Genomic DNA, 23,020 nt, shown 5'->3' on the forward strand with positions numbered 1-23,020 from the left:
ACCTCAATAAGATTTCCCGAACACAATTTCCACAGAGATTTCATTTACCAGACCGGTGGCTTCATCAAAGCGGAAGAAGTATTTATACTCGCCGTCGTCATAGCGCAGAGTCCCGCTGTCGGTCTCTTTTCCCAGCTTGTAGGCGGCCATGGCTTCCTTCACTCCGGCAGAATCCATGGAGGAGAAATCAATGCCGTTTACCAGGGCATGGGTATCCTCCATGGAAAAGGTCAGCTCCGAGATGGGACAGAGGGACAGCAATTTGGCCTCCCCATCGGGATTGTACACCTTCACTGTGACACAGGGCTTGTCATCCTTGTAAATGTGGAGCAGATCCGCACAGTAAGAGTTGGCTTCCAGCTCCCCATAGGGCACGGCGCCTACCGCATCTGCCCTGTAAATGCGCTCCTGATATCCTTCGTCGGTCTGGGTCAATGTGTACATATAAGATTCACCGATGGTGAGTTCCGTACCGTTGACAGTTACCACAGGGGCCACACCGCTGCCGCCGCAGCCGGTCAGAAACGCAGCCAGCAGAAGGACAGCGCATAATAGACTTATCTTTTTCTTCATACCGATTCTGCCTCCGTATGTCAGAATAAATTCTCTCCCTGTTCCTGCATCTTCATGGCTCTGACTTTACAGGAAAGTCCGAACAGATTGATAAATCCTTCCGCGTCATGATGGTCATACAGATCGCCTGTGGTGAAGGAGGCAATACTTTCATTGTACAGAGAATAAGGGGAGGTGGTGCCTGCCTTGATGATATTGCCTTTGTACAGCCTGAACTTCACTTCTCCGGTGACATATTTCTGAGTCTCCTCGATAAAGGCCTGCTCTGCCAGACGAAGGGGAGTGAACCATTTTCCCTCATAGACAAGGCTGGCGAAACGGCTTCCCATTTCTTTCTTCAGCGCATAAGTATCTCTGTCAAGGATAAGCTCCTCCAGCTGCTGATGAGCCTCCATGAGAATGGTTCCCCCCGGAGTCTCGTAAACTCCCCGGGATTTCATGCCCACCACACGGTTTTCCACAATGTCGATGATACCGATGCCGTGCCTGCCGCCCATTTCGTTCAGCGTGCGGATGATATCGGAGACTTTCATGGCTTTGCCGTTTACGGAAACGGGGACACCCTTTTCAAAGGTCATGGTGACATATTCGCCCTCTTCGGGTGCTTTTTCGGGAGTGACACCCAGCACCAGGAGATGCTCATAATTGGGCTCGTTGGCCGGATTCTCCAGCTCCAGACCCTCATGGCTGATATGCCAGATATTGCGGTCACGGCTGTAAGAAGAATCTGCGGAAAAAGGCAGGTGAATGCCATGTGCTTTGCAGTACTCGATTTCCGATTCACGGGAATCCATGGTCCATTTGTCATTTCTCCATGCGGCGATAATTCTGATATCAGGGGCCAGTGCCTTGATGCCCAGCTCGAAACGGATCTGGTCGTTCCCCTTGCCGGTGGCGCCGTGGCAGATGGCGGTAGCCCCCTCTTTTCTGGCGATCTCCACCAGCTTTTTGGCGATGAGCGGTCTTGCCATGGAAGTGCCCAGCAGATATTTGTTCTCATAGACGGCGTTTGCCTGTACACAGGGAACCACGTATTCGTCACAGAATTCGTCAATCACGTTTTCAATATAAAGTTTGGAGGCGCCGCAGGCTTTCGCTCTCTCCTCCAGACCATCCAGCTCCTCTTCCTGTCCGCAATCCACGCAGACACAGATGACTTCATAATCAAAATTTTCTTTCAACCAGGGAATGATGGCGGTGGTATCCAGACCGCCGGAATAAGCCAGAACTACTTTCTCTTTCATTGACAGGAATCCTCCGTATATAATGTAATTTCAGGTTATTTTTGCCTTTACACAATATACAACATTTCGGTGGGAAATGCAAGTAAATCGTGATGTTTCAGCTGTCCGGCACAAGGTACAATGATTTTGAAAAACAGCTTGACAGGCAAACTGTATTAGTTATATAATACGGTTATGGAAACTGTGTTATACAACTAATACGGTTGGAGTGTGACATATGATATCATTTGAAGAATTTATTCTCGAAGACAACGGACCGGTTTATCTGCAGATTATCCGCTATATCAAGCAGGGCATTGCCTCCGGCGCCATCGGAGACAGGGAGGAGGTTCCCTCCAGAAGGGCGCTGTCTGCCCTGCTGGGAGTGAATCCCAACACGATTCAGAAGGCCTATCACATACTGGAAGAGGAAGGCATTATGGTCTCCCGTTCCGGCGCCAAAAGTTATACCTGTGCGGACGGGCAGACAGTGGAGCGGATCCGGCGGGAGCAGCTTCTGGGAGATACGGGAGCCTGGGTGAAAGCCATGAAGCAGCTGGGGATATCCAGAGAGGAAGCCTGGGCATTGGCGGAAGAGATATGGGAGGCGGAAAATGACGGGAAACGGATATAAGATACGAAAAAGCAGAGAATGGTGGTCCGTCTGGGCATTGCTTTCACGGGGCAGCTTTTACAAAGTGCTGGTGGTATTGTTTCTTATGGTATTGGGGGAATGGATTTCCTTCTGGCGGATTCTGAGAGGGGACAGTCCGCCGGGTTCCCTGGAAGAGCTGGTAAATAAAGGTGGGGCGTCGGTATTCTTTATGGCAGCCCTGGGGGTGATTCTGCTGATTCTGGCCGGAACCATCGGACAGGCGGAGGAGAAAAGCCGGAATACACTGATGAGGCTTAAGATATCCGGATGGCAGATTTTCTTCATCAGAACAGTATATTGCACCCTGTGTCTGCTTGTGTTGTTTTCTGTGCAGATTACGGCGATATTCTGTGCGGCGGAGCTTTATGAAAGGGCAGTGGGAGGAGCGGGGCTGTCGGAACAGTTTCTGTTCCTGGCTTTTTACCGGAATGAATTCCTGCACGGGCTTCTGCCCATGGAGGAACTGGGAAAATGGGTGCGGAATTTTCTGTTGATTCTGGCCTTTGCAATGGAGGCGGCGAGAAGCAGGAAAATGGGATCAGTGACACTGATTAGCCTGTTTGTGCTGACGGCAGCCTGGTTTATAAGCCCTGTGGGCATGGGGTACAGGGACGGGATTGTGGATTTTGTCTGCGTTGTGGTGATTGGGGCAGATGTACTGCAGATGCTTTTTGCCCGGGAACCTGAATGAACGGGCAGCAGCTTTGCAGCCATTCGGACTTATGGCGGGGAGAAATCTGTAGCCTAAGAAGGGATGCGTGAAATGTATGGGAGGAAATAGGTGGCAGAAATGAGGGGAATCATGGGAATGTGGAAAGAATCCGGGAAATTTTTCCCGCCGGGATATCCGTACGAAGAAGAAAGGAAGATGACGTTCTTTCTGCTGGGACTGGGGAGCGCGCTGAGCCTTCGCTTTTTCGGGAGCCTTCACAATGCGTCGGAGAGCCTGTATTATGTGGACAGAATCCGGGGCAGGACGGTGAGGCCGGGAGCTTTGGCGGAGTCCTTTCTGGAGCTGGCCTGGGGATATGCGGGAATGTTTCTTCCGCTGTATCTGTTTCTCGGGGGAATGATGCTGTATCACTATTTTTACTACTATCGGGACGGCAGAAGCATTTATCTGATGCGGAGGCTGCCAGAGAGAGGGGAGCTGTGGAAAAGCTGTGTCAGGGCGCCTCTTTTGGGTATGGCGGCCGGGGCTGTGGTTATGGCGGCATTGTTTCTGCTGTATTATGGAAGCTATCGACTGCTGATACCTGCGGAATGTATGCCCAGGCTGTGGTGAGACTGCTTTCCGAAGGGAAGTATGATAATAAAAATAGAGACTTAAAAAGGGAAAAGCGGGAATTTTCAGGAAAATCAGGAGATGGGAATATGCTGGAAATCAATGGACTGGGTAAAATTTATTATGGGAAAAAGGGTGGGAAACAGGCTCTGCAGGATGTGAACCTGAAGCTCGGGCCCGGAGAAATTGTGGGACTTTTCGGGGAAAACGGCGCAGGAAAGACTACGCTGCTGAAATGCATACTGAATTTTCTGTCCTTTCAGGGAGAGATTCTGCTGGACGGGAGAAAGGTTGACAAAAGGAATATTGCCAGACTGTCCTTTGCCACCTGCGAACATTCTTTTTTCCCAAATCTGACGCCGGCGTCCCATGCAGATTTTTACCGGATGCATTTTGGCACTTTCCGGGATAAAAGATTCGAGACTTTGATGAATTTCTTTGAACTGCCCATGAGGACGGCGCTGAAAAACTATTCCACAGGCCAGAAGAATCAGTTTGAAGTGATTCTGGCCCTCTGTCAGGGAGCGGATTATATTCTGATGGATGAGCCCTTTGCGGGAAATGATGTGTTCAACCGGGAAGACTTCTATAAAGTGTTGCTGGGAATTCTGGAGCCGGAGGAGACCATTTTCCTCTCCACTCATCTGATAGAGGAGGTGGAAAGATTTGTGGGGCGGGCGGTGCTGCTTCGGAAAGGCCGGGTGGCGGGGGATATTACCACACTGGAGCTGGAGGAACAGGACAGGACTTTGATGGATTATGTAAAGGAAATTTACGGGTACCGCTCCGACAGAGTGAACAGGGCACTGAAGGAGCTGACGGACGAGATGTAAAATCAGGAGGCGAAAATGAAGAAGGGTGCATGGGCAGCTTTGCTTATAATGGCGTTATCTTTGGCTGCGCTGCCGCCTGCATGGAAAAAGGTGAGCAGTGGAAGCGAAGAAATTGTGATAACACAGGAGGTTTTGTCCGGTGATCCGTCTGCCGCCGGGGGCATCACTCTTGAGACGGCAACTCACTGGGACGGACATTTGCTTTGGGAGACAGCGTATACTATCGGAAGTGGGGAACAGGCGAAGAGCGATTTTACATTTTCTTCCGAAGAGGTCAGGTGGAACAGGTTGGAGAGAAAGAATGCATATGTGTATTCCACGGCCGGCTATGGAAGTGCTGCCACCTATTCCGGCACGGCTGTCAATCCGGAGGATTTTCCTTTTCCGGAGATTACACAGGCAGCGGCGGACAGGACGAAGCCCGGAGAGACGCATACAGAAACGGTCAGAACAGGTGATTACGTGGATCTGTACCCTCTGGATTTTGGAATTGACGGAAGTTCCGTGGAATATGGCGGCGACTATAATGAAAATGTCCGATATCTGACGGAGCTTTTTCACATTCCCACCGGCGAAGACTACATGGAGATAACGACGGAAAAGAATGGGGAAGGAACGCTGATTGCTGTCAGCAGTCAGATGGTCTCGGATGAGGAAGCCTCCCGGTTCGCAATTGCAGGTGCTTCGGCCTTCGGCGAGGCAGGCTTTTATTACGCGTATGAATGTGAGAACAGCGTGGACGGGAGAGCGGCGGACCGGGGACAGAACAGCGGCATTTTTTATCAGCCTTTTGGGCAGGAGGACGGATGGCTGTCGGTGGATGTGACAGAAATGCGGAAGGTGTGCGGGATACCGGAACGGACAATTCCGGAAGCGATGCTTCTGGACGGGGAGAATGGCCGGCTGTACCTGGAAGTCAGGGGAGAGGAGGCGTATCGACTCTGCATTTACCGGCTGGACGGGGACATTCCTGTCCTGACCCAGGACATTCCCATTCGTCGGAATGACATTCTGACAGAAGGCGCCGCAGCCGGCGAGAAGATAATGTGGAATGAGAATATAGAAGATTATTCCGCCAGACCTGTTCTCCGGCAGATTCAAAAGGAAGGCGACAATCTGCTGATAACCTGGAGTGATAATGGCTTTGCCTTTGTGGTGAGAGAGGGACAGGAAGAGGGACGGTATAATCTGTGGTGTAACGGAACGTTTCCGGATTACCTGGAACAAGACCGGAAAGTGGTGGGGGAAAAGCCTTTTCCGGGAGAAAACGGGTGTGTCTTTGACGGAGAGCGGCTGGTGCTGGCAGCTTTCGAGGACTGGATGAGCGTGAATGCACTGGTTGCGGTATACAGAGAAGAAGGCGAAATCTACTGCGGATTGTATCGACACAGCGGTACTGCGGATGAGGATGAGAGCGATTTGTATTTGTATGAGAACAGGATTCTCCCTCAGGGGCAGGCGAACTGGAGATATTTTTGGGATGGGCTTACAGGGGAACTGTACAGGGAAGGGTCGGATACGCCGGTTCGTCCGCTAAAAATTTCTTGACGGAGTGAGGAATCAATTCTATAATCACTTCATATCAGATGTATCAGGAAGATTACACAGTTATTCAGACAGGTCAAGCGTGGGTGCGAAAAGGAAGGCAGAATGGTGGGAGGACAAAATATATGAGTGAAGTGAGAGAAAGTGTATTGGAGCTGATTGGGAGGACCCCCATTTTGAAGCTGAACCGCTATATGGAGAAAGCGGGAATTTCGGAGGCGACGATTCTGGCGAAGCTGGAATATCTGAATCCGGCCGGTTCTGTCAAGGATCGTGTGGCGCTGGCCATGATAGAGGACGCGGAAAAAAAGGGAATCCTGAACCCCGGTGCCACAATCATTGAACCCACATCCGGGAACACGGGAATCGGGCTGGCACTTGCGGCGGCGATCAAGGGATACCGCATGATTCTCACACTGCCGGATACCATGAGTGTGGAGAGAAGGACGCTTCTGGGCGCATACGGAGCTGAGCTGGTACTGACGGAAGGCGCCGGTGGAATGCAGGGAGCCATTGAAAGAGCGGAGGAACTGAGAGCGGCCACGCCGGGGGCGGTGATTCTGGGGCAGTTCGTGAATCCGGCGAATGCGAAGGCCCACGAAGAGACAACAGGACCGGAAATCTGGGAACAGACGGAGGGAGCGATAGACATTTTTGTGGCAGGGGTAGGTACCGGTGGGACAATCACCGGCGTTGGCACATATCTGAAGGAGAAAAATCCGGATATAAAAGTAGTCGCAGTGGAACCCGCGTCCAGCCCGGTACTGTCCGGCGGAGCGCCCGGACCTCACGGGATTCAGGGAATCGGCGCAGGTTTTGTACCGGAGATTCTGGATACGAAGCTGTATGATGAAGTGATTCCCGTGGAAAATGAAGATGCTTATGCCGAGGGCAGGATGCTGGCCCGGAGCGAGGGCGTACTGGCGGGGATTTCTTCCGGAGCGGCGCTGAAGGCGGCAGGTCTCCTGGCAAAGCGGCCGGAAAACAAAGGAAAAGTGATTGTGGCGCTGCTTCCGGATTCCGGTGACAGATATCTTTCCACGCCCCTGTTTTCATGAGAAAAACATTTTGTAAAAATCCTTGTAAAAAACAGAAGATAAAACTGTTGACAAATGGAAGATAATACGTTAAAATGTAGTTCGTTGGTTTGATTGCTGTGTCACAAACGTGTGTCCGTAGCTCAGCTGGATAGAGCAACGGCCTTCTAAGCCGTGGGTCGGGGGTTCGAATCCCTTCGGGCACGTTTGAAAGGGAATGACGAGGGCCAGTTGGCAACCGTGTTTCATATATGGTGGGTATAGCGCAGTTGGTTAGCGCGCCAGATTGTGGCTCTGGAGGCCAAGGGTTCGAATCCCTTTATCCACCTTTCCCTGACCGGAATTCATTACAATGAAGAATTCGGATAGTTGGATACAGGGCTATCGCCAAGCGGTAAGGCACAGCACTTTGACTGCTGCAGACGCTGGTTCGAATCCAGCTAGCCCTGCTGCACCAATGCAGCCGAACTTGAAAGAGTTCATGGGCAAAAGGGTTGTGTAATTTGGGACATTAGCTCAGGTGGTAGAGCACTTGACTTTTAATCAAGTTGTCTGGGGTTCGAATCCCCAATGTCTCAGGAGAGAAAATGACAGGAAAGCCAGTGTTTCCTGTCATTTTGCTGTGTGAAAAAGGAAGGAAAAGGTACAGATGCAGAGAGAAGATAAGAAACAGAAAGAAAACAAAATGGGTGTCATGCCTGTAGACAGACTTCTGATATCCATGTCACTGCCCATGATGATATCCATGCTGGTGCAGGCGCTCTACAATATTGTGGACAGCATCTTTGTGTCCAGAATCAACGAATATGCGCTTCGGGCAGTTTCGCTGGCATTTCCCATTCAAAGCCTGATGATTGCCGTGTCTGTGGGAACTGCGGTGGGCATCAATGCCTTTTTGTCCAGGACTCTGGGGGAAAAGGAATTCGAGAAAGCCAACACCATAGCAGTGAACGGCATTTTTATTGAACTGGTGAGTTATGTGGTATTCGCGCTGGTTGGTATTTTTGCCAGCAGACCTTTTTTTGCCAGCCAGACCAGTATTGCGGAAGTTCGTGAATACGGCACCACCTATCTGACCATCTGCTGTACTGCGGGAATCGGTATCTTTATGCAGACAGCTTTTGAGCGTCTGCTGCAGTCCACGGGTAAGACTGTTTTTGCCATGACAGCCCAGGTGGCCGGTGCTGTGACCAATCTGGTGCTGGACCCGATTCTGATATTCGGGTTGTTTGGTCTGCCCCCCATGGGAGTGGCCGGAGCGGCTGCGGCCACGGTGCTGGGACAGATGGTGGCGGCCGCATGTGCGATTGTGTTTAATGTGAAATTTAATAAGGAGCTTCGTCTGTCCTTTAAGGGCTTTCGACCCAATGCAGATTTGATTCTCAATATATATAAGGTGGGAATTCCCTCCATTATCATGCAGGCCATTGGCTCTGTTATGACTTACGGCATGAATCTGATTCTGGAAGCCTTCGGGGCGGCACAGACTGTATTCGGGATTTATTTCAAGCTGCAGAGCTTTATCTTCATGCCCATATTCGGCCTGAACAATGGCATGGTTCCCATTATTGCCTACAACTTTGGTGCAGGCAGCCGGGAGCGCGTGGTGAAAACCATGAAGAGCAGTATCAGATATGCGGTATGCATTATGCTGGTGGGACTGGCTGTCATGCAGCTGATTCCCGGACAGCTGATTGGTTTGTTTGATACGGGGGATACCGCAGAGCTTCTGACAATCGGCATCCCGGCGCTTCGGAGGATTTGCCTGAGCTTCTGCTTTGCAGGTTACTGTATTGTGGTGGGAAGTGTGTTCCAGGCTCTGGGAAACGGTGTGTACAGCATGATCGTCTCCATTGCAAGACAGCTGTGTGTGCTTCTGCCCGTGGCATGGATGTTTTCCCTAAGCGGGAATGTGAACCTTATCTGGTGGGCCTTTCCCATAGCTGAGCTGGTCAGTCTGGGGATGAGTACCTATTTCCTGGTACGGATTCATCAGAAAATTATCCGACATATCGGAGAGAAGGTACCCACGTAGTTCCTTTTGGCACACAGATGATTTCGGTGACAGTTCCGCTTCCTTTCTTGACAAGGAGAGGGCTGAAAGAGTATAATAACAAATGTTCCCTGCGACAACGCAAAACTGAGAAAGCGGATATGGCGGAATTGGCAGACGCGCCAGATTTAGGTTCTGGTACTGTTAGTGTGGGGGTTCAAGTCCCCCTATCCGCATTGGGCAATAGAAAATACAGCATAATCTCTGCCAAATCCCCAAGGCGGAGATTCCTGCTTCAGCAGAGTAAGACGACAATTTTCGAGAGAAAATTGTCATTTTTTCTATGAACGGGAGTGTGCCGGAAGAAACGATATTATGAAGGATGGATTCCGCTTTAAGTGAAATAGGCCGGAGCCGTTGCCTGAAAATTCACGGGAAGGAGAGAGTATGTTTAACAATTATGGGATGGAGGACCACGAGATTCTGGAAAGTGCGGAAGAAGTCTGCAATGGAAAGCTGATTCTCTCTCTGGAGGACCTGAGTTTTCTGTTGAACAGGACCATTGACCTTACTTTTCATCAGAAGGTGGAAGACAGGCTCATTCTGGGAATCCTCAGGGAGCAGATTTCTGCGGCGGATCTGGATGACGACGATGAGGCGGAGGTCATTTTTGAAGCAATTGTCCGAATCCAGCGGGGGAAAATGGACGATCCGGCACAGGCGCTGGACATTGCGGCGGAGAGCGGCATCAGCTTTACGGAGACTCGATATTTTAATGAGACGGCGGAGAATCTCAGAGATTATCTTCTGAGTAAGACATTCAGTGCAGAGATTGTGGAGAGAATGATTCGGCTGGAAATTGACATAAATCAACCTCTGCTGAATGGATGTACGCCGGCTTACATAGCGGCGGACAGAGCGTTTCAGCCGAAAAGCCCATGGGAGGATCAGGAGGAAGAGCTGGCGAAAGCAGCGGTATTTTTCAGCAGAGAGTCCATGGAGGCGCTGAATGCGTTTGGCACTTCCGCAGTACACAGAGCCATCAGAAATCATCATGTGAAAATGCTTCAGGTGATGACAGCGGCAGGGATTGACGTGAATCTTTCGGAAGATTATCCGGCGGTTACAGGCTTTTCACTTCTGCATACGGCGTGTCTGTACGGGTATCCTGAAATTGTGTCCATATTGACAGAGGCGGGAGCCGATGACACGAGGCTGTCCGGGAAGGAAGAATCGCCGGCACATACAGCTCTTTTTTGCCATTATGTGACAGGCTCAAAGCGGCTGACGACAGAGGAAAGGGCAGCTCTGATAAAGGCATTGAAACATATTGATGTACCGGGAAAAGACGGAAGAACGCCAATGATGACAGCGCTGACCAGCAGCGATTACGATATCCGGCGGAACCTTCCGCCCGTTTTCCTGGAAAAGGGGGCGGATGTCAACCACAGAGACAATGACGGAAATACACCGCTGACATTGGGCGGGGATATTGATATGGTGAAAGCTCTGGTAGAGGCAGGGGCGGATGTGAACGCCAGAAACAGTAATGGAGATACGCCTCTCCATCGGGCGCTGGAGGAGGGAAGAATTCGGGAAGCAAAGTATCTGCTCAGAAAAGGGGCGGATTACAATGTGCCGAACAACAGTCAGGTCACACCGATTCAGATTGCAGTGGAAAAGGGGATGGATGAGGTTTTGCAATTGATGGAATGACAGGCTGTCTGAGAGACATTATAAAATTAAGAGTTTAAGGAGGAACGGAAAAATGGTATATGATGCGGAGGAATACAGAAAAAAGCGGCCGCTGGTGCTTGCGGGAGAGTTGAAAGCATCTGTGAATGATCTGTGGATCATGCTGTATGATCTGATAGGTACTTCTTTCATAGATCTGAAAGAAGAGAAGAATCAGAAGACGTTGGAAGATGCTGTGACACTGTTTCAAATGCTTCTGTCAGCGGCAGATACAGACGATGATGAGGAGATGGATATCATTTTTGAAGCGCTGGAGAATATGCTGCACAGGGAGGCGCCGGTGAAGCGGGTTCTTGAGATGCTGCACGAAGCTGATATCAGCTTTACCGAATTGCGCTACCACAACAGAGAACTTACAGATATAAGGGATTATCTTCTGAAAAACTGCTTCAGCCTGGAACTGGCGGAAACGATGGTACATCTGGGCGTGGACTTAAACGAACCCCTGATTAAAGGTAGAACCCCGGCTTTTATCCTGGCATATGAGAGAAATTTTGAAGGTGCAGGGGGGTGGAACAGCTATCAGAACGAGTTAGATGAAGCTTATGCGAAACTGGTGGAGACAGTCTTCAGTGTGGAGTCCATGGAGGCATTGGACGCAGAGGGAAGTTCCGCCGCTCATTGGGCAGTCAGACAATACAAATACAGAATGTTGTCGGCTATGCTGAAAAAAGGTGTGAATGTCAATCTGACGCAGGATCAGCCCAGTGTGGCGGGAACCACACTTCTGCATATTGCATGTGAATATGGTTTCCCGGAGATGGTGCGGTTATTAATGGAGGCGGGAGCTGACGATACGCTTCAAAATGAGAGAGAGGAAACCGCCGCACATATGACGGTTTCGCGCAATGTGCGTTACAAGACTATCAGTGCGGAGACAAGAGTGGAAATGATTAAGCTGCTGGAACATGTGGATATTCCGGGGAAAAAAGGTACAACGCCTCTTATGGCAGCACAGGACTATGACCTGCATGCTTCCTACATTCTGACACCGGTTTTTATCGAAAAGGGGGCGGATGTCAATCGAACCGATAACGCAGGGAATACCGCACTGCTTCTGCATGCCATATGGTACTGCGACAAAGCGGTGGTGAAGGCCATGGTGAATGCGGGATATGAGATCAATGCCAGAAATAAAGACGGGAATACGATACTTCATTATGCCATTAAGAATAAAAGCAGCGAGGTGGCAAGATATCTGCTGAAAAAGGGCGCGGATTATACTATAGTAAATGAAAAGCAAATCACGCCCCTGCAGATGGCTGTGGAAAACGGCCTGGAAGAAGTGCTGCCTCTGATGGGTGTGTGATTCTCATGAGGATACAGAGGCCTGCAGCGCCATATAGGAATTATGATACTCTTTCCGATAGGTTACATCTTCGTCAAACCATTCGGGAGGAATGAAAACTTCCGCGGCTTCCCTGCTGCCGAATTCCACTTCAGCCAGAATTAAGGGGGCAAAGGGCGGGTCGAACACGTCCAGCTCAATGGTCAGGCTGTAGTCTGTGGGAGGGCTGGGAAGCCCCTTTTTCTCCTGAAAAGCGGGATTTGGCAGAGGGATGAGATAACGCTTTTTGGAGATAATCCTTCCGTCAGCCTTTTCCCGCAGATGATAATATGCTTCCCGGTTCAGGGGAAGATTTGCCTCTTCTCTCTCCATCATGCCGTCGCCCTTATAGGTGAGATAGTATTCGTCGTCTTCCTTGCGGACACGGACTACGGGTGAGGCATTCAGATAGGCCTGCTCTATGTGATGAAAAGGGTAACTTTCCAGATTAGAAGGCAGTTCTTTGATTGTAAATTTTCGTTCTATTTCCATAATCTCTGTCTCTCCTGTATTATAGTATATGATGTCGGAAGACCGGAATTCTTAATTTTTGTGAGAAACTGCAGGCAGGTATCTGCCTTTCGCAGACATTATACCATGTGCGCAGAAAAGGAAGCGCCCCGAAGGGGCATTTACTTTTCAAGCCATGGCTTTCGGGTATAATGCATCGCGCAGCGATGGCAAGACAGCGAAAGCTGGCTTGAATTCTGCGAATGCAGAATCATTATACCATATTTCCCCCGAAATCCAAAGCGGTAATTGAAATATTTGCGGGAAACATGTATACTGTCTTTACATGTATTGTAAAAGGACTTCCCTTTCGGAATTTCTGTCAGCCTGTAGAAAATGGAGGAAAAGCCATGGATTGCAAAGAAGCGACGCTCCTGTTTGAGTACAGCACCAAAATGGATGTTGTGGAAATAAAGCGTTGCAGTGTCGGCATTGCAAACTATGTCTTCATTGTCTCTGCTGCAAATGAAAAGTTTATTCTCAGGTGCAGTGAAAATGAAGATGCCTATAAAGACACTGTTTTTTTGCTCAACAGGCTTTCAGCGTGCGAAATCCCGATACCGGAGGTCTTATGGGAAGGAAAATACAATGGGTATTCCTATCTGGTTCTTTCCTATATAATGGGAGATGATATTGGAAATGTTTATGGTAAATTAAAGGACAATGAGAAAAAGCAAATCGCAGGAGAAGTGGTTGAGATACAGAGGAAGGTATCGGGGGTTGATATTCAGCCGGATGCGGGGTGGACATGGAACTGCTGTATTGATGAGCTGCTGGATCGTGCGGAGGAGAGGATATCAGGCAATCATTCCTTTGACAGTGACAAGGTAAAAAAGATTAGAAAACTGCGGCAGGAATTACAGGAGTATTTGAATCAGGTTCCGCCGACACCGTATCTGGACGATATCAGTACAAAAAATCTGTTAATTTATGATGGTAAATTATCCGGGATAATCGATATTGACTGGATAGGTTTGGGCGATGTGCTTACCTTTGTGGCGTTGACGAGGGTTGCGCTGCTCAATATGGGTTTGGATACCGGATATATTGATTATCTGTTGGATGAGATTCATCCGGACAAGACGGAGTACAAGGCGTTTGTATTATATTGTCTGATTTACTGTGTGGATTTCATGGGGGAAAGGGGTATGCAGTTTCTTGATAAAAGGATTCCGGTAGATGAAAGTATAATCAGGAGATTGAATGATATCTTTGACCTTCTTATGGAAGAATGGAATAAATGTTGCGGATATTTTTCCGAATAGAGAGAAGAAAGAGAGGAATAAGCAGATGAAAAAAATAGCAGTATTCTTTGGAGAAGGCTACGAGGAGATCGAAGCGCTGACAGTGGTGGATATCTGCCGCAGATGCGGCCTGGAAGTGAGCATGATTTCCATTACGGAAGAAGGCATGGTCAGGGGCTCCCACGGAATCAATGTGCAGATGGACAGAACTTTTTCCGAAGCGGAATTCGAAACGTATGATATGCTGGTGCTGCCGGGCGGTATGCCGGGAACGAAGAACCTGGAGGCCCACGAGGAGCTGATGGCGCAGGTGGACGCATTTTATGCGGCGGGAAAATATATCGGCGCTATCTGTGCGGCTCCCAGCATTTTCGGACACCGGGGTATTCTGAAGGGGAGAAATGCCTGCAGTTATCCCAGCTTTGAGAGTCATCTGGAAGGAGCAGAGGTCACGGCCGGCCCGGTGGAGATCTCGGATCATGTAGTCACTTCCCGGGGAATGGGAACGGCCATTGACTTTGCGCTGGCCATTGCAGGAATTTTCTGCGGAGAGGAAAAGGCTGCGGAGATGGCGGAGTCCATTGTATACGGGGGGAACCGGAAGAGATGATGGAAAAAGATGCGAAAATCTATGTGGCCGGTCACCGGGGGATGGTGGGAAGTGCCATCTGCCGTGCGCTGGAGAGAAATGGATATGGAAATCTTGTGACCAGAACACACAGCGAACTGAATCTGTGCAGACAGGACCAGGTGGAGGCGTTTTTTGCCCGGGAGAAGCCGGACTATGTGTTTCTGGCGGCGGCAAAAGTGGGCGGCATACTGGCGAACAGTGAGGCCCTGGCTGATTTTATGTATGACAATATGACCCTGGAGATGAACGTGATTCACTCTGCCTGGAAAAACGGGTGCAGGAAGCTGCTTTTCCTGGGCAGCAGCTGCATCTATCCCCGGATGGCGCCTCAGCCCATGAAGGAGAGCTGCCTGCTGACCGGGGAGCTGGAGAAGACCAACGAGGCCTATGCGCTGGCGAAGATTTCCGGACTGAAATACTGTGAATTTCTGAATCGTCAGTATGGGACGGACTATATCAGTGTGATGCCCACCAATCTCTACGGACCCAACGATAATTATCATCCTACCCACAGCCATGTGCTTCCGGCTCTGATACGCCGGTTTCATGAGGCGAAAATGGCAAAGGCGGAAGAAGTGGTGTGCTGGGGGACGGGCGCTCCTTTGCGGGAGTTCCTTTATGTGGATGATCTGGCGGATGCCTGTGTCTATCTGATGAACACTTACAGCGGGAACGAAACTGTGAATCTGGGAACCGGGAAAGAGCTGACAATAAAGGAACTGGCCGAAATGGTTGCCAGGGCAGTGGGTTATGAAGGAAAGATCAGCTGGGATACCTCCAAACCGGACGGAACGCCCAGAAAACTGCTGGATGTAAGCAAGCTGGAGAGCCTGGGCTATCATTATACCACAGAGCTGGAGGACGGGATTCGGCTGGCGTATCAGGATTTCCTGGAAAATCCCATGCGGGCGGAGCGGTGACGGAAATCTCACCTGCGGAGCAGGTCTTGAACAGCCTGCATGGCCTGGGACGTAAAGGAAGAAGTGAGGACAGGGCAGACCTGAGCCGGAGCGGAAGGAAATGGTTCGAATTACCGAGGAGAAGGAACCGGAGACAATAAGAGGTTGGAGGGCGGCGAACTCACATGAAAGAATATGTAAAATGTGCGAAGGACATGTTGGACTTTATTGAGAAAAGTCCCACCTGTTTCCACGCTGTGGCAAATATATCCGCAGCGCTGGAGCGGGAGGGATATGAAAAGCTGGAGGAGAGAGCGGACTGGGAGATTGTTCCGGGACAGGGATATTATGTGACCAGAAACGATTCCTCGCTGATTGCGTTCCGGATTCCGGAGGAAGGAAGGCCCACAGGGTTTCATCTGTCTGCGGCTCACAGCGATTCTCCTTCTTTTAAGCTGAAGGAAAATCCGGAGATGGCTGTGGAGAATCTGTATGTGAAGCTGAACACGGAAAAATACGGCGGCATGATTCTTTCCACATGGCTGGACAGAGCGCTGTCCGTGGCAGGACGTGTGGCAGTGAGGAAAAAAGAGGGAACAGAGACCAGACTGGTAAATCTTGAAAAGGATCTGTTGGTGATACCCAGCGTGGCCATTCACTTAAACCGCGAGGCCAATAAGGGAACAGAATTAAATCCACAGGTGGACATGCTGCCTCTGTACGCGGAGAACAGTGACGGGAAAAAGAAAAATGTGCTGATGAGACGAATTGCCAGGGCGGCGGGGGTGAAGCAGGAGGAAATCCTGGGCCATGATCTCTTTCTGTATCCCAGAGAAAAAGGCAGAATCTGGGGAGAAAACGGTGAATTTGTGCTTTCGCCCAGGCTGGATGATCTCCAGTGTGTATACGCCTCGGTGAAAGCTTTTCTGAAAAGTGAGCCGAAGAATTACATTAATGTGTGTGCCGTATTTGACAATGAAGAAGTGGGAAGCGGCACAAAACAGGGAGCAGATTCCACTTTCCTGGAAGATACACTGTGGAGAATCGGCGAAGGGATGAAGCTGAGCCGGAGCGATTACTTAAGAATGGTTGCGGGAAGCTTTCTGATTTCTGCAGACAATGCACATGCGGTACATCCCAATCACCCGGAGAAATACGATCCCACCAACAGGCCCCGCCTGAACGGAGGCATTGTGATTAAGTTCCACGGCAGCCAGAAATATGCCACAGATGCAGTGTCCGCGGCGAAGATGCGGCATATCTGCGGGACTGCGGGAGTGCCCTGCCAGACCTATGCCAATCGTTCCGATATTGCGGGCGGTTCCACGCTGGGCAATATTTCCACTTCCCATGTGTCCGTTTCCAGCGTGGACATCGGGCTGCCTCAGCTGGCCATGCATTCGGCGGTGGAGACCGGCGGAGTAAAAGATACGAAATATGCCGTGGACGCTTTTCAGGTGTTTTTCGGCGAATAATATGAAACTGCAGTCAGGAGAAATTGGATGAAAAAATATCTGCTGGAAGTATGTGTGGATTCTGTGGAGTCTGCACAGGCTGCGATAAAAGGAGGAGCAGACCGTCTGGAACTGTGCGGGAATCTGGTAATCGGAGGGACCACGCCGGAACAGGCTCTGTTTGAAAAAGTCCGGGAGCTGACAGATATCAGAATCCGTGTTTTGATTCGGCCCAGATATGGAGATTTTCTGTATACACAGGATGAATTTGACATAATTGCCCGCAGCGTGGAGCTGTACCGCAGGCTGGGAGCGGACGGCGTGGTCACAGGCTGTCTGCTTCCGGACGGCTCTCTGGACGCGGAGCGGATGAAAAGGCTCCGGGAGCAGGCGGGCTCCATGGACATGACGCTCCACAGGGCCTTTGACATGTGCAGAGACCCTCACAGTGCTCTGGAGAAGGCGAAGGATTTGGGAATCCAGACCATTTTAACCTCCGGTCAGAAGAACAGCTGCCTGGAAGGAAGGGAGCTGATTGAGGAACTGGTGCGGGAAAGCGGGGGGAAGGTTGACATTATGGCGGGGGGCGGTGTGGATGCCGGAGTCATCAGGCAGATGATTTCCACCACAGATGTGACCAGCTATCATATGTCCGGAAAAATCACTTTGGACAGCGGGATGATTTACCGTAATCCGGAGGTATCCATGGGAGCGCCGGCTGCCGCAGGGGGAATCGGGGAATATGAGATATTCCGTACTTCCCGGGAGAAGGTCAGAGCGGCGAAGGAGACTCTGGAGAAGGCGGGAAAAGAAATATGAATGGTTACCGGGAGCGAGAGTGTTTCATTTTCGCTCCCGGTTTTTTAGAAATTTTTCCGGAAAAAATGAACCTCATACAAGGTTGCGGCGAATATAGGGTGAACAGGCAGAGGAGGTGAAACAGTGAATGCAGGAGAAATAGAAAAATGTATTGATGACTTTGGTACAGATATATATAGATTTTGCCTGAAACTCTGTGCGGACAAGGCGGATGCCGAGGATCTATATCAACAGACTTTCCTGAAAGCGTTGGAGACAGAATGGACGCTTGACTGGGAGAAAAACCCGAAAGCGTTGTTTTTCTCTCTGGCCCACAATCTCTGGAAAAGCCACAGAAGAAAGCAGGCGCGCCGCAGCGCGATTGCTCCCTGCAGCAATTTTGATGAGGAGACGGAAACGGTGCTGTATTCCGGAGAAAGTATTGAAGAACGCTGTCTTCAAAAAGATCTGATTACAGAAGTACGCCAAATCATTCAAACGCTCCCGGAAAAATTTCAAGTACCGCTGATATTATTTTACCTTTCCGATTGTTCCATAGAGCAGATAGCGGCTATTATCAAGAAACCGCCTGGTACCGTAAAAAGTCGATTGTTTAAGGGAAGAAGCTTAATTAAAAAAAGATTGGAGGATGCTGGTTATGAGAGAGAATCATTCTGACAGGGAAATAGAAGAAGCGATCCTGGCTTCTATGAAAATGACAGAGGTTCCGGCCCCGGAATTGAACTGTGAACTCAAGGCGGCTCTGTATCGGCAGGAAGCCGTCCTGCGAAAACAGCCTGCCGTGCATAAATTATCCCTTTGGTATTTGCCCATGGTTATGAATTTGATCACTTTTTCTTTGTTGGCTTTTTTGGCACTGATAACAATTGAAAATATTTATTTATCTTACTTTGCCGCCGGTGTCTGCTTTTATGTTGGTGTGTCTGGTATCTTGCTTACCATAGTGGGGGTAAAAAGGGCAAACATAAAAGAAGATATCACAATTCGCATTGAGAAAAGAGGTGTATTGGCATGAAGCATGCAAACAACAAGAGCAGACTTCTGCTTTCTATTGGTATTCCGGTTATCTTACTGTCAGTTTTTTTACGGTTTGGTCTGTATTATTTGAAAAGCGATGGCTTCAGCGGCCTGTCCCTGCTGCTTCCCATCCTGCTTCTCAGCTTCCTTCTTTTTGCATTGTGTACCTCTGCCTTTTTTGCGGCGTGGGTATATCAGGATTGTAAGAAGCGAGGTGACGACCCGGTACTGTGGACAATTGTGTTTTTTCTGGCCACACCCTTTATGGGACTGCTGATTTACTTTCTGCGTCGTTCAGAAATAAAAACGACATGTCCGGTCTGTGGACATCGAATTTCAGTAAAAGCCAAATATTGCGAAGAATGTGGAACACATGTGGAAAAGGAGGAGAATAGTGTTATGGTAAGACAGGGAACACATCACTTAAAATTTATTATTGCCGGTGTTATGAGTATGGTGCTTATGTTGGTATGTCTGGCAGGTTTTATCGTCAGTGCGGCCGCTGGAAACGGAATCAACACAGATGTGGCTTCTGAGGATCAGGTATGGAACTTAGGTACAATCAGTATGAATTATAACACTTATCTGGATGGGGTATGGAAGCTGGATTTCAGAAGTGCCGGTGAAGGATTTGTGAAAGAGCAGAATATGACGATTGCGGATCCGGACACTCAACGGCTTTACGCCGATATTTCCTGCGGCACCGTACCGGATGGAGCAACGCTTGTTCTGTGGCTGGTACAGGAGGATACAGTAAAATCTGTTGACGTCACAAATCTTTCCGAGCCGTTGGAATATCCTCTGAATGAATTTAAGAATGGAAAGGTTCATATCAGATTGCAGATCAATGGTGTGGAGGATACCGTTTCGGAAATTTATATTCAATAATCAGCAGAATCCCGGAGAAGAATCCAGGCTGAACATCCGGCACTTTCCCAGTGTCTGAGGTTCAGCCTGGATTGGGTTTCTGAATGAAAACAACAACAATCAAAATAAAACAACATAAAACTAATAAAGTGAGTGTAAGATTTATTGACATTTGAGTCATATGAGAATATACTGATACCAGAGTGTACATAAGCTGCAGAAATCTGCCGGGGACGAGGGAAACAGTTGTTTTCCGGTAACCGGGGAGGGGACCGCAGATGCAGCGTTTTGCAGACGATAGATTTGCAGAGGAACGAAAGGAGGAGATTGCGAATGAATCCGTATTATCTGGCCGTGGACATCGGAGCATCCAGCGGACGCCATATACTGGCTCATCTGGAGAACGGGAAGATGGTGCTGGAGGAAGTCCATCGCTTTCCCAACGGGATGGTGGAAAAGGATGGAGAGAATGTCTGGGATGTGGACGAGCTGTTTGCCCAGATTAAGCTGGGAATGAAGAAATGCGGTGAACTGGGCAAGATTCCCGTCAGCGTCGGTGTGGATACCTGGGGAGTGGACTTCGTGCTTCTGGACGATAAGGGAGAACGTATCGGTAATGCTGTGGCATATCGGGACGGACGCACCAGGGGAATGGATGAAGAGGTATATAAAGTGATTCCCGAGGATGCACTGTATGCCCGCACGGGAATCCAGAAAGCCATATTTAATACCATCTATCAGCTGATGGCGTTAAAGGTGCGCAGGCCGGAGCAGCTGGCAGAGGCGGAGACCCTGCTGATGATGCCGGATTATTTTCACTATCTGCTTTCCGGGGTGGCGGCCACAGAGTATACCGAGGCCACCACAGGACAGCTGATCTGTCCTGAGACAAAGGACTGGGATATGGAGCTGATTGAAAAGCTGGGGTATCCGAAGAAAATATTCCGTAAAATTGTGACCCCGGGCACGATGCTTGGGGAACTCACACGGGAAGTACAGGAAGAAGTGGGCTTTACCTGTAAAGTTGTGGTACCGGCCACCCATGATACGGGTTCCGCCGTGATTGCGGTTCCCACGGACAGTGACAATGCATTGTATATCAGCTCCGGCACCTGGTCGCTTCTGGGAACCGAAAGGATGCAGGCAAACTGTTCCCCGGAGAGCAAAGCCAATAATCTGACCAATGAGGGCGGTTATGAGTACCGTTTCCGCTATCTGAAAAATATCATGGGACTGTGGATGATACAGTCTGTGAAGAAAGAGATCGGCGGAGATTTGAGCTTTGGAGAAATCTGCGAGATGGCTTCCGGATGCAGCATTACATCTATTGTGGACTGCAATGACGATCGTTTCCTTGCCCCGGCCAATATGACAGAAGAAGTGCGGGCGGCGTGCCGGGAGACGGGACAGCAGGTGCCCGAGGGCCTTGCAGAGATTGCCTCTGTCATCTACAACAGCCTGGCAAAATGCTATGCCCGGACAATAAAGGGCCTGGAAGGCATCACAGGCTGCAAGTATGACTGCATCCATATCGTGGGCGGAGGCGCCAACGCGGACTACCTCAACAGGCTGACGGCGGAAGCCACCGGGATTCCGGTATACGCAGGCCCTACGGAAGCAACGGCCATCGGCAATGTTGCGGCGCAGATGATTACGGCAGGAGAGCTGACAGACCTGAAGGCTGCCAGAAAATGTGTGTTTGATTCCTTTGACATCATAAAATATGAGTGAGAACTTTAAACAGCGGAAGCGGTGCAGAACCCTGATACAATTGCGGCTGCTTACATGCAGACGGAAATGTATCACAGGAGCCGGGTGCTGAACGGCTTCCGCGGAACTTTAAACAGCGGAAGCGGTGCAGAACCCTGATACAATTGCGGCTGCTTACATGCAGACGGAAATGTATCACAGGAGCCGGGTACTGAACGGCTTCCGCGGAACTTTAAACAGCGGAAGCGGTGCAGAACCCTGATACAATTGCGGCTGCTTACATGCAGACGGAAATGTATCACAGGAGCCGGGTGCTGAACGGCTTCCGCGGAACTTTAATAAGGAGAGAAAGAAATGATAGGTAAGGAGAGATTTGAGTCTGCAAAAGAGATTTATGCATCCTATGGCGTGGACGTGGAAGCAGCCATGGAAAACTGTATGAAAGCGCCGGTAGCCCTTCACTGCTGGCAGGGGGATGACGTCATCGGTTTTGACCACGACGGTCCGCTGACCGGAGGAATTCAGACCACAGGCGACTATCCCGGAAAGGCGAAGACACCGGAACAGCTGATGCAGGATATGGACAAGGCCATCAGTCTGATGCCCGGAAAAAAGAAGCTGAATCTGCATGCCAGCTATGCGGTTTTTGAGCCCGGAGAGTTTGCGGACAGAGACAAAATCGAGCCGAAGCATTTTCGTAAGTGGGTAGAGTTCGCAAAGGAGAGAAATATGGGCATCGATTTCAATCCCACCTTTTTCTCCCATGACAAAATTAAGGATGGTCTGACACTGAGCAGTCCCGATGAGGAGACCAGGAAATTCTGGATTGAGCACGGGAAGGCGTGTGTTCGGATTTCTCAGTACTTTGCAGAGGAGACAGGAGTGCCCTGCGTCATGAATATCTGGACCGGCGACGGATTCAAGGATGTTCCGGCCGACCGCATGGGTCCCAGGATGCGTTATAAGGATTCTATCGAGCAGATTTTGTCCGAGCCTTATGACAGAGATAAGGTAAAACCCTGTGTGGAGTCGAAAGTATTTGGCATTGGAGTGGAGGCATACACTGCGGGAAGCGCGGAATTCACTTTAAGCTTTGCCGCCACCCACGAAGGCTGCCTGCCTCTCATGGACAACGGCCACTACCATCCTACCGAAGTGGTGTCAGATAAGATTCCGGCCCTGCTTTGCTTTTTCCCGGAAATCGCGCTGCATATTACCAGACCCATCCGCTGGGACAGCGATCATGTGGTGCTTTTCGATGACGAGACAAAGGAAATTGCAAAAGAGATTGTCAGATGTGACGGTCTGAACCGTGTATACATGGCGCTGGATTATTTTGATGCCAGCATCAATCGTGTGTCCGCCTGGGCCATGGGCTTCCGCAGCTGGCAGAAAGCCCTGCTTTCCGCAATGTGCATGCCCCATGCCCAGCTGAAAAAGCTTCAGGATGAGAGCAGGATGACGGAGCTGATGGTAGAGCAGGAGGCGGTGAAGACATTGCCCTTCGGGGATATCTGGAATGAGTACTGCCGTCGTTGCGGCGTGGTTTCAGATAAAGAGTTCTATGGTGAAATCAGAAAGTATGAGGAGGAAGTTCAGCTGAAGAGAGGATAGGAGCTGACAGGCAGATAAAAAGGCGGCGC

At 50.0% G+C, this 23,020-nt stretch carries 22 protein-coding genes and 5 tRNA genes; 24 read left to right on the plus strand and 3 right to left on the minus strand.

All coding sequences use genetic code 11. The annotated features are described in order from the left end of the window. Positions 1–3 precede the first annotated feature (3 nt). Together NSB25_RS00090 and NSB25_RS00095 are read right to left on the minus strand one after the other, a co-directional pair. On the minus strand, positions 4–573 hold the full coding sequence (locus NSB25_RS00090; protein ID WP_103239538.1) for a hypothetical protein: 570 nt from the start codon (positions 571–573) through the stop codon (positions 4–6). Positions 574–593: 20 nt separating this feature from the next. Next, positions 594–1,817 carry an argininosuccinate synthase gene (locus NSB25_RS00095; protein ID WP_103239539.1) on the minus strand — a complete coding sequence of 408 codons (1,224 nt, stop codon included), beginning with the start codon at positions 1,815–1,817 and terminating at the stop codon, positions 594–596. Between the two features lie 217 nt (positions 1,818–2,034). Between NSB25_RS00095 and NSB25_RS00100 the strand changes: the two genes are divergently transcribed. From NSB25_RS00100 to NSB25_RS00165, 14 genes are all read left to right on the plus strand, one after another. After that, complete coding sequence (locus NSB25_RS00100; protein WP_103239540.1) at positions 2,035–2,430, plus strand: GntR family transcriptional regulator; 396 nt, start codon at positions 2,035–2,037, stop codon at positions 2,428–2,430. Continuing rightward, on the plus strand, positions 2,411–3,142 hold the full coding sequence (locus NSB25_RS00105; protein WP_103239541.1) for a hypothetical protein: 732 nt from the start codon (positions 2,411–2,413) through the stop codon (positions 3,140–3,142). Before NSB25_RS00100 ends, NSB25_RS00105 begins: the two co-directional genes overlap by 20 nt. Before the next feature lie 90 nt (positions 3,143–3,232). Next, a complete protein-coding gene (locus tag NSB25_RS00110; protein WP_146040026.1) occupies positions 3,233–3,736 on the plus strand; it encodes a hypothetical protein in 504 nt (167 codons plus the stop codon). Between the two features lie 89 nt (positions 3,737–3,825). Beyond that, positions 3,826–4,569: an ATP-binding cassette domain-containing protein gene (locus NSB25_RS00115; protein ID WP_103239673.1), complete on the plus strand. Its 744-nt coding sequence runs from the start codon at positions 3,826–3,828 to the stop codon at positions 4,567–4,569. A 15-nt stretch (positions 4,570–4,584) separates the two neighbouring features. Then, entirely contained in the window at positions 4,585–6,117 is a 1,533-nt protein-coding gene (locus NSB25_RS00120; protein WP_103239543.1) for a hypothetical protein, read from the plus strand. Between the two features lie 122 nt (positions 6,118–6,239). After that, entirely contained in the window at positions 6,240–7,172 is a 933-nt protein-coding gene (cysK, locus tag NSB25_RS00125; RefSeq protein ID WP_103239544.1) for a cysteine synthase A, read from the plus strand. Positions 7,173–7,283: 111 nt separating this feature from the next. Then, positions 7,284–7,357: transfer RNA gene (locus NSB25_RS00130), tRNA-Arg, on the plus strand. A 48-nt stretch (positions 7,358–7,405) separates the two neighbouring features. Next, positions 7,406–7,479 (plus strand) — tRNA-His (locus NSB25_RS00135). Between the two features lie 49 nt (positions 7,480–7,528). Next, a tRNA-Gln gene (locus tag NSB25_RS00140) sits at positions 7,529–7,600 on the plus strand. A gap of 56 nt (positions 7,601–7,656) precedes the next feature. Then, a tRNA-Lys gene (locus tag NSB25_RS00145) sits at positions 7,657–7,729 on the plus strand. A 71-nt stretch (positions 7,730–7,800) separates the two neighbouring features. After that, the gene (locus tag NSB25_RS00150; protein ID WP_103239545.1) at positions 7,801–9,186 is read left to right on the plus strand and encodes an MATE family efflux transporter; all 1,386 of its coding nucleotides are present in this window, start codon (positions 7,801–7,803) and stop codon (positions 9,184–9,186) included. Between the two features lie 113 nt (positions 9,187–9,299). Continuing rightward, positions 9,300–9,380 (plus strand) — tRNA-Leu (locus NSB25_RS00155). Between the two features lie 211 nt (positions 9,381–9,591). Further along, the gene (locus NSB25_RS00160; RefSeq protein WP_103239546.1) at positions 9,592–10,860 is read left to right on the plus strand and encodes an ankyrin repeat domain-containing protein; all 1,269 of its coding nucleotides are present in this window, start codon (positions 9,592–9,594) and stop codon (positions 10,858–10,860) included. Between the two features lie 52 nt (positions 10,861–10,912). Beyond that, positions 10,913–12,208: an ankyrin repeat domain-containing protein gene (locus tag NSB25_RS00165; RefSeq protein WP_103239547.1), complete on the plus strand. Its 1,296-nt coding sequence runs from the start codon at positions 10,913–10,915 to the stop codon at positions 12,206–12,208. A gap of 3 nt (positions 12,209–12,211) precedes the next feature. On the opposite strand, the gene NSB25_RS00170 is transcribed toward NSB25_RS00165, so the two are convergent. Then, entirely contained in the window at positions 12,212–12,718 is a 507-nt protein-coding gene (locus NSB25_RS00170; protein ID WP_103239548.1) for a CYTH domain-containing protein, read from the minus strand. Between the two features lie 368 nt (positions 12,719–13,086). Between NSB25_RS00170 and NSB25_RS00175 the strand changes: the two genes are divergently transcribed. The 10 genes from NSB25_RS00175 to NSB25_RS00220 all read left to right on the plus strand — a co-directional run bounded on the left by NSB25_RS00175 (position 13,087) and on the right by NSB25_RS00220 (position 22,991). Beyond that, positions 13,087–14,001 (plus strand): aminoglycoside phosphotransferase family protein, encoded by a 915-nt coding sequence (locus tag NSB25_RS00175; protein ID WP_172455066.1) that lies wholly within the window; start codon positions 13,087–13,089, stop codon positions 13,999–14,001. Between the two features lie 25 nt (positions 14,002–14,026). Continuing rightward, positions 14,027–14,590 (plus strand): DJ-1 family glyoxalase III, encoded by a 564-nt coding sequence (locus NSB25_RS00180; protein WP_103239550.1) that lies wholly within the window; start codon positions 14,027–14,029, stop codon positions 14,588–14,590. Beyond that, positions 14,590–15,531 (plus strand): GDP-L-fucose synthase family protein, encoded by a 942-nt coding sequence (locus NSB25_RS00185; protein ID WP_334293789.1) that lies wholly within the window; start codon positions 14,590–14,592, stop codon positions 15,529–15,531. Before NSB25_RS00180 ends, NSB25_RS00185 begins: the two co-directional genes overlap by 1 nt. A gap of 164 nt (positions 15,532–15,695) precedes the next feature. Continuing rightward, positions 15,696–16,985, plus strand: coding sequence for a M18 family aminopeptidase (locus NSB25_RS00190; RefSeq protein WP_103239552.1), 1,290 nt, complete (start codon positions 15,696–15,698; stop codon positions 16,983–16,985). Positions 16,986–17,012: 27 nt separating this feature from the next. Continuing rightward, positions 17,013–17,783 carry a copper homeostasis protein CutC gene (locus NSB25_RS00195; protein WP_103239553.1) on the plus strand — a complete coding sequence of 257 codons (771 nt, stop codon included), beginning with the start codon at positions 17,013–17,015 and terminating at the stop codon, positions 17,781–17,783. A 123-nt stretch (positions 17,784–17,906) separates the two neighbouring features. Continuing rightward, positions 17,907–18,440: an RNA polymerase sigma factor gene (locus NSB25_RS00200; protein WP_103239554.1), complete on the plus strand. Its 534-nt coding sequence runs from the start codon at positions 17,907–17,909 to the stop codon at positions 18,438–18,440. 31 nt (positions 18,441–18,471) lie between these two features. Next, positions 18,472–18,798, plus strand: a complete 327-nt coding sequence (locus tag NSB25_RS00205; RefSeq protein ID WP_242982393.1) for a hypothetical protein — start codon at positions 18,472–18,474, stop codon at positions 18,796–18,798. Next, positions 18,795–19,688 carry a zinc ribbon domain-containing protein gene (locus tag NSB25_RS00210; RefSeq protein WP_103239556.1) on the plus strand — a complete coding sequence of 298 codons (894 nt, stop codon included), beginning with the start codon at positions 18,795–18,797 and terminating at the stop codon, positions 19,686–19,688. The genes NSB25_RS00205 and NSB25_RS00210 overlap by 4 nt, the downstream gene beginning before the upstream one ends. A gap of 312 nt (positions 19,689–20,000) precedes the next feature. After that, positions 20,001–21,398: a rhamnulokinase gene (gene rhaB / locus NSB25_RS00215; RefSeq protein WP_103239557.1), complete on the plus strand. Its 1,398-nt coding sequence runs from the start codon at positions 20,001–20,003 to the stop codon at positions 21,396–21,398. 333 nt (positions 21,399–21,731) lie between these two features. Beyond that, a complete protein-coding gene (locus NSB25_RS00220) occupies positions 21,732–22,991 on the plus strand; it encodes an L-rhamnose isomerase (protein ID WP_103239558.1) in 1,260 nt (419 codons plus the stop codon). Positions 22,992–23,020 lie beyond the last annotated feature (29 nt).

This window comes from Acetatifactor muris (assembly GCF_024623325.1).
Taxonomy (GTDB): Bacteria; Bacillota; Clostridia; order Lachnospirales; family Lachnospiraceae; genus Acetatifactor; species Acetatifactor muris.

Coding starts and splice junctions, on each gene's coding strand:
- NSB25_RS00150 (WP_103239545.1), top strand. CDS start 7,801: ATGCAGAGAGAAGATAAGAAACAGAAAGAAAACAAAATGGGTGTCATG.
- NSB25_RS00190 (WP_103239552.1), top strand. CDS start 15,696: ATGAAAGAATATGTAAAATGTGCGAAGGACATGTTGGACTTTATTGAG.
- cysK (WP_103239544.1), top strand. CDS start 6,240: ATGAGTGAAGTGAGAGAAAGTGTATTGGAGCTGATTGGGAGGACCCCC.
- NSB25_RS00160 (WP_103239546.1), top strand. CDS start 9,592: ATGTTTAACAATTATGGGATGGAGGACCACGAGATTCTGGAAAGTGCG.
- NSB25_RS00175 (WP_172455066.1), top strand. CDS start 13,087: ATGGATTGCAAAGAAGCGACGCTCCTGTTTGAGTACAGCACCAAAATG.
- NSB25_RS00220 (WP_103239558.1), top strand. CDS start 21,732: ATGATAGGTAAGGAGAGATTTGAGTCTGCAAAAGAGATTTATGCATCC.
- NSB25_RS00210 (WP_103239556.1), top strand. CDS start 18,795: ATGAAGCATGCAAACAACAAGAGCAGACTTCTGCTTTCTATTGGTATT.
- NSB25_RS00115 (WP_103239673.1), top strand. CDS start 3,826: ATGCTGGAAATCAATGGACTGGGTAAAATTTATTATGGGAAAAAGGGT.
- NSB25_RS00180 (WP_103239550.1), top strand. CDS start 14,027: ATGAAAAAAATAGCAGTATTCTTTGGAGAAGGCTACGAGGAGATCGAA.
- NSB25_RS00185 (WP_334293789.1), top strand. CDS start 14,590: ATGGAAAAAGATGCGAAAATCTATGTGGCCGGTCACCGGGGGATGGTG.
- NSB25_RS00205 (WP_242982393.1), top strand. CDS start 18,472: ATGAAAATGACAGAGGTTCCGGCCCCGGAATTGAACTGTGAACTCAAG.
- NSB25_RS00105 (WP_103239541.1), top strand. CDS start 2,411: ATGACGGGAAACGGATATAAGATACGAAAAAGCAGAGAATGGTGGTCC.
- NSB25_RS00165 (WP_103239547.1), top strand. CDS start 10,913: ATGGTATATGATGCGGAGGAATACAGAAAAAAGCGGCCGCTGGTGCTT.
- NSB25_RS00195 (WP_103239553.1), top strand. CDS start 17,013: ATGAAAAAATATCTGCTGGAAGTATGTGTGGATTCTGTGGAGTCTGCA.
- NSB25_RS00170 (WP_103239548.1), bottom strand. CDS start 12,718: ATGGAAATAGAACGAAAATTTACAATCAAAGAACTGCCTTCTAATCTG.
- NSB25_RS00090 (WP_103239538.1), bottom strand. CDS start 573: ATGAAGAAAAAGATAAGTCTATTATGCGCTGTCCTTCTGCTGGCTGCG.
- NSB25_RS00120 (WP_103239543.1), top strand. CDS start 4,585: ATGAAGAAGGGTGCATGGGCAGCTTTGCTTATAATGGCGTTATCTTTG.
- rhaB (WP_103239557.1), top strand. CDS start 20,001: ATGAATCCGTATTATCTGGCCGTGGACATCGGAGCATCCAGCGGACGC.
- NSB25_RS00100 (WP_103239540.1), top strand. CDS start 2,035: ATGATATCATTTGAAGAATTTATTCTCGAAGACAACGGACCGGTTTAT.
- NSB25_RS00095 (WP_103239539.1), bottom strand. CDS start 1,817: ATGAAAGAGAAAGTAGTTCTGGCTTATTCCGGCGGTCTGGATACCACC.